At 66.0% G+C, this 12,585-nt stretch carries 11 protein-coding genes; 9 read left to right on the top strand and 2 right to left on the bottom strand.

The features are described 5' to 3' along the window. The first annotated feature begins 116 nt into the window (after positions 1-116). Together LY44_RS02125 and LY44_RS02120 are read left to right on the top strand one after the other, a co-directional pair. The gene (locus LY44_RS02125; protein ID WP_146707191.1) at positions 117-740 is read left to right on the top strand and encodes an EF-hand domain-containing protein; all 624 of its coding nucleotides are present in this window, start codon (positions 117-119) and stop codon (positions 738-740) included. A gap of 82 nt (positions 741-822) precedes the next feature. Then, entirely contained in the window at positions 823-1,521 is a 699-nt protein-coding gene (locus LY44_RS02120) for a CDP-alcohol phosphatidyltransferase family protein (RefSeq protein WP_055213255.1), read from the top strand. Here LY44_RS02120 and LY44_RS02115 read toward each other — a convergent pair. Then, positions 1,518-2,357, bottom strand: coding sequence for a DMT family transporter (locus tag LY44_RS02115; protein ID WP_055213257.1), 840 nt, complete (start codon positions 2,355-2,357; stop codon positions 1,518-1,520). The genes LY44_RS02120 and LY44_RS02115 overlap by 4 nt on opposite strands. A gap of 204 nt (positions 2,358-2,561) precedes the next feature. Beyond that, the gene (gene ileS, locus LY44_RS02110; protein WP_055213336.1) at positions 2,562-5,510 is read right to left on the bottom strand and encodes an isoleucine--tRNA ligase; all 2,949 of its coding nucleotides are present in this window, start codon (positions 5,508-5,510) and stop codon (positions 2,562-2,564) included. A gap of 249 nt (positions 5,511-5,759) precedes the next feature. On the opposite strand from ileS, the gene glpD reads away from it, so the two are divergent. From glpD to LY44_RS02075, 7 genes are all read left to right on the top strand, one after another. Continuing rightward, positions 5,760-7,325, top strand: a complete 1,566-nt coding sequence (glpD, locus tag LY44_RS02105; protein ID WP_055213338.1) for a glycerol-3-phosphate dehydrogenase — start codon at positions 5,760-5,762, stop codon at positions 7,323-7,325. Beyond that, positions 7,322-8,794, top strand: coding sequence for a glycerol kinase GlpK (glpK, locus tag LY44_RS02100; protein WP_055213259.1), 1,473 nt, complete (start codon positions 7,322-7,324; stop codon positions 8,792-8,794). Before glpD ends, glpK begins: the two co-directional genes overlap by 4 nt. Positions 8,795-8,850: 56 nt before the next feature. Then, on the top strand, positions 8,851-9,498 hold the full coding sequence (locus LY44_RS02095; RefSeq protein WP_394325865.1) for a hypothetical protein: 648 nt from the start codon (positions 8,851-8,853) through the stop codon (positions 9,496-9,498). Continuing rightward, on the top strand, positions 9,495-9,896 hold the full coding sequence (ybgC, locus tag LY44_RS02090; RefSeq protein ID WP_055213261.1) for a tol-pal system-associated acyl-CoA thioesterase: 402 nt from the start codon (positions 9,495-9,497) through the stop codon (positions 9,894-9,896). The genes LY44_RS02095 and ybgC overlap by 4 nt, the downstream gene beginning before the upstream one ends. A gap of 124 nt (positions 9,897-10,020) precedes the next feature. Further along, complete coding sequence (tolQ, locus tag LY44_RS02085; protein ID WP_055213262.1) at positions 10,021-10,725, top strand: protein TolQ; 705 nt, start codon at positions 10,021-10,023, stop codon at positions 10,723-10,725. A 3-nt stretch (positions 10,726-10,728) separates the two neighbouring features. Beyond that, on the top strand, positions 10,729-11,235 hold the full coding sequence (locus LY44_RS02080) for an ExbD/TolR family protein (RefSeq protein WP_055213263.1): 507 nt from the start codon (positions 10,729-10,731) through the stop codon (positions 11,233-11,235). A gap of 8 nt (positions 11,236-11,243) precedes the next feature. Next, positions 11,244-12,551: a cell envelope biogenesis protein TolA gene (locus tag LY44_RS02075; RefSeq protein WP_223230704.1), complete on the top strand. Its 1,308-nt coding sequence runs from the start codon at positions 11,244-11,246 to the stop codon at positions 12,549-12,551. The last annotated feature ends 34 nt before the right edge of the window (positions 12,552-12,585 follow it).

Here is a 12,585-nt window from a genome sequence, read left to right as displayed (position 1 = left end):
CAGCTAACCCGCTACAATCCAAGCGGTTTCAAACCAAGGTTTAGGCCGAAAAAAAGGTTTCGTTCATCATCTGGGGCCAGCGTCGGGGCACGTTGTCATCCAGAAAGGATCGTATGATGAGCGTGACTTCCCTGACTTCGCTGTCCGGGTACTCGAGCAGCAGCGCGCTGGCGTTGTTGCAGCAAACCTCGGGCAGTTCCTCGTCCAAGACCTCCTCGTCCAGCGCGGCGAGCTTTGCCACCGGCGGTGCGCCGCCCCCGCCCCCTCCGCCGCCGACTTCGGCGTCGGGCGGGGCCGACAGCCAGTCGCTGTTCGAGGCGCTGGCGGCCAATGACGATGCCGATGGCGACGGCGCGCTGTCGCAAGCGGAAATCGACGCCAGCCCGGTGGCCGATCTGCTGTCCTCGCAGTTCGGCACGATCGACACCGACAGCGACGGCCTTCTGACCGAAACCGAATTCACCGCGGCAGAAGACGCGATGAAATCGGGCGGGGCGGGCGGCATGCAGGGCATGTCGGGTCCGCCCCCCGGCCCGCCGCCCTCGGGCCCGCCGCCGGGCGCGGAAAACGAGGCCGAGAACGAGGACGACACCACCACCTCGAGCAGCGCCACCTCCGCGCAATCGCTTTACGAGTCGCTTTTCACCGCGATGACCTCGGAAAGCGGGTCTTCGGAACAGGTGACGACCGCCCGTGACACGGCAAACCAGTTCCTGTCGCTGCTCAAGGCGGTTGCGTAAGCGACATCGTGACCCCGGGACGGGCCGGGCTCTGCCCTCGGCCCGTCTTGCACGCCTGAGCGGTTTCGGGCAGGAAGGGGGCATGGACATTCGTTTCAAGGCTCTCTCCGTTCACTTGTTGACCGCCACCGGCGCGGTGCTCTCGATGCTGGCGATGCTGGCGGCGGTCGAGGAGAAATGGTCGCTGATGTTCCTGTGGCTGGTGGTGGCGCTGATCGTCGATGGCGTCGACGGGCCGCTCGCGCGGCGGTTCGACACCAAGCACAACTGGCCGACGCATGACGGCGTGCTGATGGATCTGATCGTCGACTATCTGACCTATGTCTTCATCCCGGCCTATGCGCTGTTCAAATCGGGGCTGCTGCCGGGCTGGACCGGGTGGCTGGCCATCATTGCGATCACCTATGCCTCGGTGATCTATTTCGCCGATACCCGGATGAAGACGAAGGATTGCTCTTTCTCCGGCTTTCCGGCCTGCTGGAACATGGTGGTTCTGGTGCTTTTCGCGATCTGGCCGTCGTACTGGATCACGCTCGGCGTGGTGCTGGCGCTGGCGGTGGCGATGTTCTTTCCGCTGAAATTCATCCACCCGACCCGCACCCTGCGCTGGCGGCCGCTGTCGCTGACGATGGCGCTGTTGTGGACCGCCTTTGCCGCCCGCGCCGCCTGGGTGAATTTCGAGGAAGGCTCCTGGGCGCATTGGGGTCTGGTGGTGACCTCGGTCTACCTGATGTTCGCGGGCATCGCGCAGCAGATCCTCCCCGCGCGCCACCACGATTAAAGCCGGGTCAGCACCACCCCCGCCACGATCAGCACGGCGGCGGTCGCCTTCGACCGGGTCATCTTTTCGCCAAAGACCAACCAGCCGATCAGCACGGCAAACAGGATCGCGGTTTCCCGGGTTGCCGCCACCAGCGCGATCGGCGCCTTGGTCATCGCCCAGATCGAGATCGCATAGGCGCCATAAGAGGCCGCCGCCCCCGCCGCCGCCATGCCCCAATCCTTCAGCGGCGCGACGGTCAGGAAGCCCTTCGGCCGACTGAAGGTCATCACCAGCCCGAACAGCAGCCCGCCGCCCACCATCAGCCAGCCGACATAGCCCGCCGCATCCCCGGCGACGCGGGCGCCCAGCCCGTCGGTCAGCGTATAGGTGGCGGTGGCGCAGGCGGAGCCGAAGGCAAAGGGCAGAAGCTTGCGGCTCTCGCCATCGGTGAAAACGCCGCGCGCCATGAAAAGGATGCCCAGCCCCAGAACGCCGATGCCGACATAGCCAAGCGGTTCGATCGTATCGAGCGCGAAAAGCGCCGAGACGATGGCGACCATCATCGGCGCCGTGCCGCGCGCAATCGGGTAAACCCGGCTCAGATCGCCCTGTTCATAAGCATGGGCGAGGAAATACTTGTAGAAAAAATGCACGCAGCTTGCGGCGATGACCCATTTCCAGGCCGCGACCTCGGGCCAGGGGCGGGTGAGTGCAATCGCCAGGCCCACTGCCGCTTCCATGTAGCTCAGCATCACCATGGCGCGGATCTTTGATCCGCCAAAGCGCAACAGCGCATTCCAGAGCGCATGCAGGAAAGCGGCGGCCAGAACCGCGAGAAGAATGGAAAGGCTCATCGCCGCGGCCTCCGGCTGTCATGCAATCGTCACATCGGTAACGAGGGATGGCAGGCGGGGCAAGGGGGGCGCTGCCCCCCGTCCGCAAGCGGACTCCCCCCGAGGTATTTGTCGCAAGATGAAAGCAAAGCCTGTCTGCCTTTCATCTTGCGACAAATACCTCGCGGGGGTCCGGGGGCGCGAAGCCCCCGGCGCCGGTTGTTTTCAGCCCAGCACCGAATTGCAGCGCGCGCAGGTGCAGGGATGCTTGTGGCTGCCCACATCGGGCAGGATCTTCCAGCAGCGCTCGCATTTGGCACCTTCGGCGGCCTCGAAGATCACCGCGATGCCGGGCACTTCGGGCAGGCGGAACGCCTCGGCGGGGGCCGGGTCGGTGCTCAGGCTCAGGTCCGAGGTGATGCAGATATCGGCGAAGTCGACCGATTTCAGCGCGGCTTCCAGCGCCTGGTCCTCGACATGCACCACCGGGGCGGCTTCAAGGCTGGCGCCGATCACCTTGGCGGTGCGTTGCACCTCGAGCGCCGCCGTCACCACGCGCCGGGCGCGGCGGATGCCGTCCCATTTCGCCGCCAGATCCGGGTTCAACCAGTCGGCGGGTGTGGCGGCGAAATCCTCCAGATGGACCGAATTCGCTTCACCCGGGAAGCGCGACAGCCAGACGTCTTCCATGGTGAAGGGCAGCATCGGCGCCAGCCATTTCGTCAGCCGCTGGAAGAGCTCGTCCATCACCGTGCGAGCGGCGCGGCGGCGCAGGCTGGAGGCCGCGTCGCAGTAAAGCGCGTCCTTGCGGATGTCGAACCAGAAGGCCGAAAGATCGACAGTGCAGAAGGTGAAGAGGGTCTGGAACACGCCCTGGAAGTCGTAAGCCGCATAGCCATCGCGCACCACCGTATCGAGTTCGGCCAGACGGTGCAGCACCCACCGTTCCAGTTCCGGCATCTCGGACGGGGCGACGCGTTCTTCCTCGGCAAAGCCCGAGAGCGCGCCGAGCATGAAGCGCAACGTGTTGCGCAGGCGGCGGTAGCTGTCGGCGGTGCCTTTCAGGATCTCTTTGCCGATGCGCAGATCGACGGTGTAATCCGATTGCGCCACCCAAAGCCGCAGGATGTCGGCGCCGTAATCCTTGATCACATCCGCGGGCGCGACGGTATTGCCCAGCGATTTCGACATCTTCATGCCCTTTTCATCGAGCGTGAAGCCATGGGTTAGCACGCCGCGATAGGGGGCGCGGCCCTTGGTGGCGCAGGCCTGCAGCATCGAGGAGTGGAACCAGCCGCGGTGCTGGTCGGTGCCCTCGAGGTAAAGGTCCGCGATGCCGTCCGCCGTGCCATCCTCGCGGTCGCGCAGCACGAAGGCATGGGTCGAGCCAGAGTCAAACCACACATCCAGCACGTCGAAGACCTGGTTGTAATCGTCGGGGTTGACGACATTGCCCAGCATCCGCTCCTTGAAGCCGTCGGTATACCAGACATCGGCGCCCTCGGCCTCGAAGGCCGCAGAGATGCGGGCGTTCACCTCGGGGTTGCGCAGCAGGAAATCGGGGTCGGTCGGCTGCGCGCCCTTCTTGGTGAAGCAGGTCAGCGGCACGCCCCAGGCGCGTTGGCGCGACAGCACCCAGTCGGGCCGGGCCTCGATCATCGAATAAAGCCGGTTGCGGCCGGTGGGCGGGGTCCATTGCACGAGCTGGTCGATCGAGGTCAGCGCGCGTTGCCGGATCGTGTCGCCATAGGTGCCCATGCCGTCTTCCAGCTTCACGTCGATGGCGGCGAACCATTGCGGCGTGTTGCGGTAGATGAGCGGCGCCTTCGAGCGCCAGGAATGCGGGTAGGAGTGCTTCAGCTTGCCCTTGGCCAGAAGCGCGCCCTGCGCGTGCAGTGCCTTGATGTTGGAGACATTCGCCGGGCCTTCCTTGCCATCGGGCAGGATGATCGGCTGACCGCCAAAGACCGGCAGCGAGGCCCGGTAGCTGCCGTCCGGCTCGACGTTGTAGGTCATCGGCAGGCCGAATTTCAGGCCCAGCTGATAGTCGTCATCGCCGTGGCTGGGCGCGGTGTGGACAAAGCCCGTCCCGGCGTCGTCGGTGACGTGGTCGCCCGGCAGCATCGGCACGTCGAAATCCCATTCGCCGTTGCCGTCCTCGATGCCACGGTAGGGGTGGGCGAGTTTGATTCTTTCAATGCCGGAGAAAGAAACGGTTGCGAGCCGAGTATATGACTCAACTTTTGACTGCCTAAACGTCTGTTCCGCCAAATTATCAGCGATAAGAAGCCGCTCGCCTGCTACTGCCAGTGCTCCCTCGCTGACTGCATCTACTTGAAAGAGGCCATATTTTATCGTGGGATTATAGGCTACCGCACGGTTCTGAGGAATTGTCCAAGGTGTGGTGGTCCAGATTACGACTTTTGCGCCCACCAAAGCATCGAACGGGTTGAGACCAGAGAGTGACGTTAGTGTCGGGCTCATGGAAACCGAAACGATGGGGAACTTCACCCAGATCGTGTGGCTGGTGTGGTCGTGATATTCGACCTCGGCTTCCGCGAGGGCCGTCTTTTCAACGGGCGACCACATCACCGGCTTCGAGCCCTGATAGAGGCTGCCGTTCATCAGAAGCTTCATGAACTCCTCGGCGATCACCGCCTCGGCGTGGTAATCCATCGTCAGATAGGGGCGTTCCCATTTGCCGGTGACGCCCAGACGCTTGAATTCCTCGCGCTGGATGTCGATCCAGCCCTCGGCGAAGCGGCGGCATTCCTGACGGAAGGAGACGGTGTCCACGTCATCCTTGTTCAGCCCCTTCGCGCGGTATTGTTCCTCGATCTTCCACTCAATGGGCAGGCCGTGGCAGTCCCAGCCCGGAACGTAACGCGCGTCGCGGCCCATCATCTGTTGCGACCGCACGATGAAGTCTTTCAGGATCTTGTTCAGCGCATGGCCGATGTGCAGATGGCCGTTCGCATAGGGCGGGCCGTCATGCAGGACAAACGGCGCCCGGCCGGTCTTTTCGCGCAGGCGGTCATAGATGCCGATCTTTTCCCAGCGGGCCAGCCAGTCGGGTTCGCGGCCCGGAAGGTTGGCGCGCATCGGAAAGTCAGTTTCGGGCAGAAAGACGGTGTCGCGGTAATCGACGGCAGTTTCGGGCGTGTCGGCGCTCATCATGGGTCCATTCAGGCTGGATCGGACATAGGGGCGCAATGCGCCCGGGGCTTTGCAACGTCTCCCGGCAACCCTGACGCGTCAGAGCGCCGGGCCGGTAATTCGATGTATGAAGCAAAGCCCGGTCATGGCGGCGTTATAGGCGCGGCGTTGGGGGCGGGCAAGCGCGAAGGCCCCCGGGCGGCTGCGTCACAGCTTGCCAAACCGCGGGAAAAGCCCATCATCGGATCAAAAGCGCAGGAGGCAGCCGTGAGCGATCAACCCGGGGTCGTCGATCTATTCATCATCGGCGGGGGGGTGAACGGCTGCGGCATCGCCCGCGACGCGGCGGGGCGGGGGCTCTCGGTGACCTTGGCCGAACAGGGGGATCTGGCGCAGGGGACCTCCTCGGCCTCGACCAAGCTCTTTCACGGCGGGCTGCGCTATCTCGAATTCTTCGAATTCCGGCTGGTGCGCGAGGCGCTGGAGGAACGCGAGACGCTGCTGGTCGCCATGCCGCATATTTCCTGGCCCCTGCGCTTCGTGCTGCCGGTCCATGCGGGGATAAGGTTCGACACGACGACGCCGACCAGCCGGCTGTTGAACCTGGTCTTTCCCTGGATGAAGGGGCGGCGTCCGGCCTGGCTTCTGCGGCTGGGGCTTTTCCTTTACGACAACATGGGCGGGCGCAAGATCCTGCCGGGCACGCGCAGGCTGGATCTGACGCGCGACAAGATCGGCCGGGCCTTGAAGCCGGGGATGGCGCTGGCCTGGGAATATTCCGATGCCTGGGTCGAGGATGCGCGGCTTGTCGTGCTGAATGCCCGCGATGCCGCTGCGCGGGGGGCCAAGGTGCTGGTCGGCACCCGGGTTACGGCGGCGGCGCGGCAGGGCGATCTGTGGCGCATCGAGACCGAGGGGCCCGCGGGCAAGGCCGTGCATCTGGCGCGCGGGCTGGTCAATGCCGCCGGGCCCTGGGTCGGGCAGGTGCTGGGGCTGATCGAAGGGCCGAAACCCACGGCGCAGGTGCGGCTGGTGCGCGGCAGCCATATCGTCACCCGCAGGCTGCATGACGATCCGCGGGCGCTGTTCCTGCAGGGTGCGGACGGGCGGATCGTCTTCATCATTCCTTACGAGCAGGATTTTTCGCTGATCGGCACCACCGAGGCCGCGCATGACGCCGCCCCCGAGGCCGCGACCTGTTCCGAAGCCGAGCGCGATTACCTGCTGGCCTTCGTCTCGCAATATCTGGCCAAGCCCGTCACCGCCCGGGATGTGGTCTGGTCCTATGCCGGGGTGCGGCCGCTTTACGACGATGGCGCCAGTTCCGCCACCGCGGCCTCGCGCGATTATGTGCTGGATCTGCAGGCCGAGGGGCCGGTTTTGCTGAATGTCTTCGGCGGCAAGATCACCACCTATCGCCGTCTGGCCGAGGCGGCTTTGGCGAAGCTTGCGCCGCATTTCCCCGGCCTTGGGCCCGATTGGACCGCCCGCGTGCCGCTGCCCGGGGGGGATTTCTTCCAGACCGGCATCAAGGCGCTGATCGAGCGGCTGCGGGTGCGCTATGGCTTTCTGGGCCAGGCGGGGGCGGGGCGGATGGCGCGGGCCTATGGCACCGAGGCTTTCGCGATTCTGGGCGAAGCGAAAAGCCGCGCCGATCTGGGCCGCGACTTCGGCGCAGGCCTCTCCGAGGCCGAGGTGATCTGGCTGATGGACCGCGAATGGGCGCGCCGGGCCGAGGATGTGGTCTGGCGGCGCACGAAACTGGGGCTGCGGCTGAGTGCCGATCAGATCGCGGTGCTGGACCGGTTCATGCGGGAACGGGGGGCGCGATGACGCGGATTCTGGCGCTCGATCAGGGCACGACCTCGACCCGGGCGATTGTCTTTGACGCGGCCCTGCGCCCCGTGGCCACGGCAAGCCGCGAATTTCCGCAGATATTCCCGGCGCCCGGCTGGGTCGAACATGACCCCGAGGCGATCTGGGCCACCGTCCTCTCGACGATCCGCGAGGCTTTGGCGCAGGCCGGTCCGGTGGCGGCGCTGGGCCTGACCAACCAGCGTGAAACGACGGTGATCTGGGACCGGGCAACGGGCGTGCCGATCCATAATGCCATCGTCTGGCAGGATCGCCGCACCGCGGAGATTTGCGCCGATCTTCGGACGGCGGGCCACGAGGCGAGGATGACGGCGAAAACCGGCCTGCTGCTCGACCCGTATTTCTCGGGAACCAAGGTGAAATGGCTGCTCGACACGATCCCCGGCGCGCGGGAACGGGCCGCGCGCGGGGAGCTGGCCTTTGGCACCATCGACAGTTTCCTGATCTGGCGGCTGACCGGCGGCCGGGTGCATGCGACCGATGCGACGAATGCCGCGCGGACGCTGCTTTACGACATCGGCCGCAATGAATGGGACGCGGAAATCTGCGATCTTCTGGGCGTGCCGATGGCGCTTTTGCCCGAGGTCAAGGATTGCGCCGATGATTTCGGCACCACCGATCCGGCGCTCTTTGGCGCCGCGATCCCGATCACCGGGGTGGCGGGCGATCAGCAGGCGGCGACGGTGGGGCAGGCCTGTTTCGCCCCCGGCATGCTGAAATCGACCTATGGCACCGGCTGCTTTGCGCTGTTGAACACCGGGGCGACGCGCGTCGTGTCGCAAAACCGGCTTCTGACCACCATCGCCTATCGGCTGAACGGAGAGACGACCTATGCGCTGGAAAGCTCGATCTTCATCGCCGGGGCGGTGGTGCAATGGCTGCGCGACGGGCTGGGTCTGATCGCGCGGGCGGCCGAGACGCAAAATCTGGCCGAGACCGCCGATCCGGCGCAGGATCTGGTGATCGTGCCCGCCTTTACCGGGCTGGGGGCGCCTTACTGGAACCCCGACTGTCGCGGCGCCATCTATGGGCTGACCCGCAACACCGGGCCCGCCGAATTTGCCCGTGCGGCGCTTGAAAGTGTCGGGCTGCAGACGCGCGACCTGCTCGCGGCGATGCGGGCCGATTGGGGCGCGGCGGGGCAAAACGTGCTGCGCGTCGATGGCGGCATGGCGGCCAGCGACTGGACGATGCAATATCTCGCCGACATTCTGGGCGCCCCGGTCGACCGCCCCGTCATCACCGAAACCACTGCGCTGGGCGCCGCCTATCTGGCCGGGCTTGGTGCCGGGATCTGCCCGCCGCCTGCGGAGTTCGCGGCGCAGTGGGCACTCGACCGCCGCTTCACCCCAGCGATGGCCGAGACGGACCGGGCGCGGAAACTGGCCCGCTGGCAGCGGGCGGTGGCGGCGACGCTCGCGGTCTGAGCCTTGGCAAGCCCCGTCGCGGCGGTTACGCTGCCGCGCAGCGAATGGGGGTGGAGATGAGTGACACAAGCACGATGCCAGGCGCCGAGGAGATCGCGGCGCTGTTCACCGGGGCCGCGGGCTACCGCTTTGCGCGCTGGGGGCGGCCGATCGTGCCGGTGGTCTTTGGCGTCGATGCGGCGACCCTTGCCGTCGTCAAGGGCGCGACCGAGGCGGTGGTGGTGCTTGCCAAGGCGAAGATGGCCGAAACCGATGCCGAGATCGGCGCCAATCTGATGATCTTCTTCTTTCGCGACTGGCAGGAATTGCTGGAAGTGCCGAACCTTGACCAGATGATCGACGGGCTCTCCGATATCGTCGCGCGGCTGGATGATGCCGGGGCGAACCAGTTCCGCACCTTCCGCTTTGACGATGCCGGTGCCATCCGCGCCTGTTTTTCCTTCATCCGCATGGATGCGGCGCTCGATGAGGTTCCGGCCGAGACGATCGCGCTCAATCAGGCGGTGCAGATGATCCTGACCTGGGGCGAGCGTGCCTTTGCCACCCATCCGCCGCTGGCCGAGGCGCGGGGCGTGGCGGTGATCCGCCCCGAGATCGCCGCGGTGATCCGGGCGGCCTATGATCCGGTGCTGCCCGCCTGCGCGACGGACAAAAGCCATGCGCTGCGGCTGGCGGCGCGGATCGGCCTCGGGGGGGCGGCATGAGCCACGACTTCATCCTGCGCGTCTATTACGAAGACACCGATCTGGCGGGCATCGTCTATTACGCGAATTATCTGAAATTCATCGAGCGCGGCCGCAGCGAATGGGTGCGGGCGCTGGGCGTCGATCAGCTGGCGCTGAAACGCGATCACGGGCTGGTCTTTGCCGTGCGCCGGGTCGAGGCGGATTATCTGAAACCGGCGAAATACGATGACGCATTGCGGGTGACGACCGATCTGATTGCCGAAACCGGGGCGCGGATCGTGCTGGATCAGGCGGTCTGGCGGGGCAATGACAAGCTTTTTACCGCGACGGTCACCCTGGCCTGTCTGACCGAAACCGGCGCCGCGGCGCGGCTTCCGGCCGAAATCCGGGCGAAGATCGCGCCAAAACTGCACTGATTTCGCTGCAAGGCAGCAATCAGGCCACAACAATGACGCAGTTGTTATGGCTTTACCCCTCAATATCCGGTAGAATCACTGCTAAGAGGCCCGAGAAACAGGCCCCGTATGAGAGCAGTGACCAATGGACCAGCAAACCCTTGCCATGGCGGCAGCGGCGCCGGAGATGGATTTCTCCTTGCTTGCGCTTTTCGTGCGCGCCTCGTTGACCGTGAAACTCGTGATGATCATGCTTACTCTGGCCAGTTTCTGGTCGTGGTCGATCATGATCCGCAAGTATATCTCGTTCCGCGCCGCCCGCGCCGAGGCCGATGCCTTCGACCGCGCCTTCTGGTCGGGCGAGCCGCTTGACGAACTTTTCGACCAGATCGGACCGGCCCCGGATGGCGCCTCCCAGCGCATCTTTGCCGCGGGCATGCTGGAATGGCGCCGCAGCCACCGCCATGACGGCGAGCTGATCACCGGGGCGCAGGCGCGCATCGAGCGCTCGATGGATGTGGCGATCGCCAAGGAGGGCGAGGCGCTGAACTCGGGCCTGTCTTTCCTTGCGACCGTCGGCTCGACCGCGCCCTTTGTCGGGCTTTTCGGCACGGTCTGGGGGATCAAGGTCGCCTTCGAGGAAATCGCGATTTCGCAAAACACTTCGCTCGCCGTCGTCGCGCCCGGGATCTCCGAGGCGCTTGTCGCCACGGCGATCGGCCTTGTCGCGGCGATCCCGGCGGTCATCGCCTACAACAAGCTTTCCTCCGACGCCGACAAGATCACCTCGGGCTACGAGGCCTTCGCCGACGAATTCTCGACCATCCTTTCGCGCCAGCTGGACGCGTAAGCGATGGGCGCGGGGGTGATGAAAAAGGGCGGAGGCGGCAGCCGACGCCGCCGCGGCGGCAAGGGCAAACATGCCGTCATGGCCGAAATCAACGTCACGCCGATGGTCGACGTGATGCTCGTGCTGCTGATCATCTTCATGGTCGCGGCGCCGATGATGACCGTTGGGGTGCCGCTTGAGTTGCCGAAAACCGCCGCCAAGGCGGTGCCGACGGAACAGGAAGAGCCGCTGGCGATCTCGCTGCAGCTGGACGGCACGATCTCGCTGATGAACGAACCCGTCCCCGAGGAAGATCTGGTGAACCGGCTGCGCGCGGTCTCGGCCGAGCGCGAAAGCGACAAGGTCTTCCTGCGCGCCGATGGCGGCATTCCCTATTCGCGTGTGGTTGAAGTCATGGGCGCGCTGAACGCCGGGGGCTTTGCCAACATCATCCTCGTGACCGACCCGGGCGGGCCGACGCTGACCGGCGCCACGGCACAGCCGGGCCCGGCGGCCAACACAGGGAACTGAGGCGCGCCATGCGCATGGATCGGGCGGAACGGATCGGCACGGGCGTCTCGGCGGCACTGCATATCGCGGTGATCCTCTGGGCGATCATCGGCACGGCATGGTTCAAGCCCGAGCCGAACGAGCCTGTGGAAATCAAACCGGCCGGGATGATCTCCGAAGCCGAATTCGCCGCGATGCAGGCGGCCGCGCCGAAGGCGGGCGGGGCTGCCGCCGCGCAGCCCGCCCCCACGCAGCCTGAGGAACCGGCGGCCGAGCCCGCCCCCGAGGAGCCCCCGGCCGAAGAGGCGCCGACCCCCGAGGCCGTGCCCGATCAGCCGGTGCCGCCCGAACCCAAGCCCGAGCCGCCGCCGGATCTGTCCGAAATCGTGCCGCCGACGCCGCCCGCCGAGGTGACCGAGGTGCCGCCCTCGATGATGCCGCCGGTCGAGGAACCGCAAGACACCGAAGCGCCCGACTTCTCGCCGCGGCCGCAGCCGAAACCGGCGCAGCGCGTGGCCCCGAAACCCGCCGAGGCGCCTGCGCCCGAGGTGAAAGTCTCGGAAACGGCCGAGCCGGAAACCAGGCCCGAGGAACAGCCGGAGCCCGAGAAACCGGCCGAAAAGCCGAAGGAACAGGCCGCGCCGCCCGAGGCCGCGACCGAGATCGTGCCCGAGGAGGCGAAGCCGGTCGAGCAGGAGACGACCTCGGCGCCGAAATCCTCGCCGCGGCCGCCGAAGAAACCGGCCAAGCCCGCGGTGAAACCGCCTGAAAAGACCGAGACCGCCGCGGCGGAAGACACGCCTGCCGAGAAACCGGCGGACAAGCCCGCCGAGAAGGCTGCCGACAAGCCGGCGAAGCCGAAGTCCGACAAGCTCGCGAAACCGGCCAAGCCCGCGTCGTCGAAGCCTGCCGGTGCGGATGCGGTGGCCGATGCTTTGGCCGAGGCGATGGGCGCGGAAAGCGACAGCGGCGCCGACACCGGCACCGGCGGGCTTGGCATCGCGAAGAACGGTCCCCCGGTGACGGCGGGCGAGAAAGAGGCGCTGATCGTTGACGTGAAGGCCTGCTGGAACGTTGGCGCGCTCTCGTCGGAGGCGCTGCGGACCACGGTCACGGTGCGGGTCGACATGCAGGAAAACGGCAAGCCGGTGGTCAGCTCGATCAAGATGATCGATGCCACGGGCGGGTCTGATGCGGCGGCGCGGCAGGCGTTTGAAGCCGCGCGGCGGGCGATCGTGCGCTGCGGCTCGGATGGCTTCCCGCTGCCGAGCGAGAAATTCGGCTGGTGGCAGCAGATCGAGATCGTCTTCAACCCGACGAAGATGCGAATGAAATAGCGGGCAACCGCGGGCGGTCAGGCGCTTGTGATGA

Origin of the sequence: Rhodobacter capsulatus (assembly GCF_003254295.1) — a bacterium.
GTDB lineage: Bacteria > Pseudomonadota > Alphaproteobacteria > Rhodobacterales > Rhodobacteraceae > Rhodobacter > Rhodobacter capsulatus.
The sequence above is the reverse complement of the archived record's forward strand: the minus strand, read 5'-3'. Positions and strand labels throughout refer to the sequence as shown.

Coding starts and splice junctions, on each gene's coding strand:
- LY44_RS02125 (WP_146707191.1), top strand. CDS start 117: ATGAGCGTGACTTCCCTGACTTCGCTGTCCGGGTACTCGAGCAGCAGC.
- ileS (WP_055213336.1), bottom strand. CDS start 5,510: ATGAGCGCCGACACGCCCGAAACTGCCGTCGATTACCGCGACACCGTC.
- LY44_RS02075 (WP_223230704.1), top strand. CDS start 11,244: ATGCGCATGGATCGGGCGGAACGGATCGGCACGGGCGTCTCGGCGGCA.
- ybgC (WP_055213261.1), top strand. CDS start 9,495: ATGAGCCACGACTTCATCCTGCGCGTCTATTACGAAGACACCGATCTG.
- tolQ (WP_055213262.1), top strand. CDS start 10,021: ATGGACCAGCAAACCCTTGCCATGGCGGCAGCGGCGCCGGAGATGGAT.
- LY44_RS02080 (WP_055213263.1), top strand. CDS start 10,729: ATGGGCGCGGGGGTGATGAAAAAGGGCGGAGGCGGCAGCCGACGCCGC.
- glpK (WP_055213259.1), top strand. CDS start 7,322: ATGACGCGGATTCTGGCGCTCGATCAGGGCACGACCTCGACCCGGGCG.
- LY44_RS02120 (WP_055213255.1), top strand. CDS start 823: ATGGACATTCGTTTCAAGGCTCTCTCCGTTCACTTGTTGACCGCCACC.
- LY44_RS02095 (WP_394325865.1), top strand. CDS start 8,851: ATGAGTGACACAAGCACGATGCCAGGCGCCGAGGAGATCGCGGCGCTG.
- LY44_RS02115 (WP_055213257.1), bottom strand. CDS start 2,357: ATGAGCCTTTCCATTCTTCTCGCGGTTCTGGCCGCCGCTTTCCTGCAT.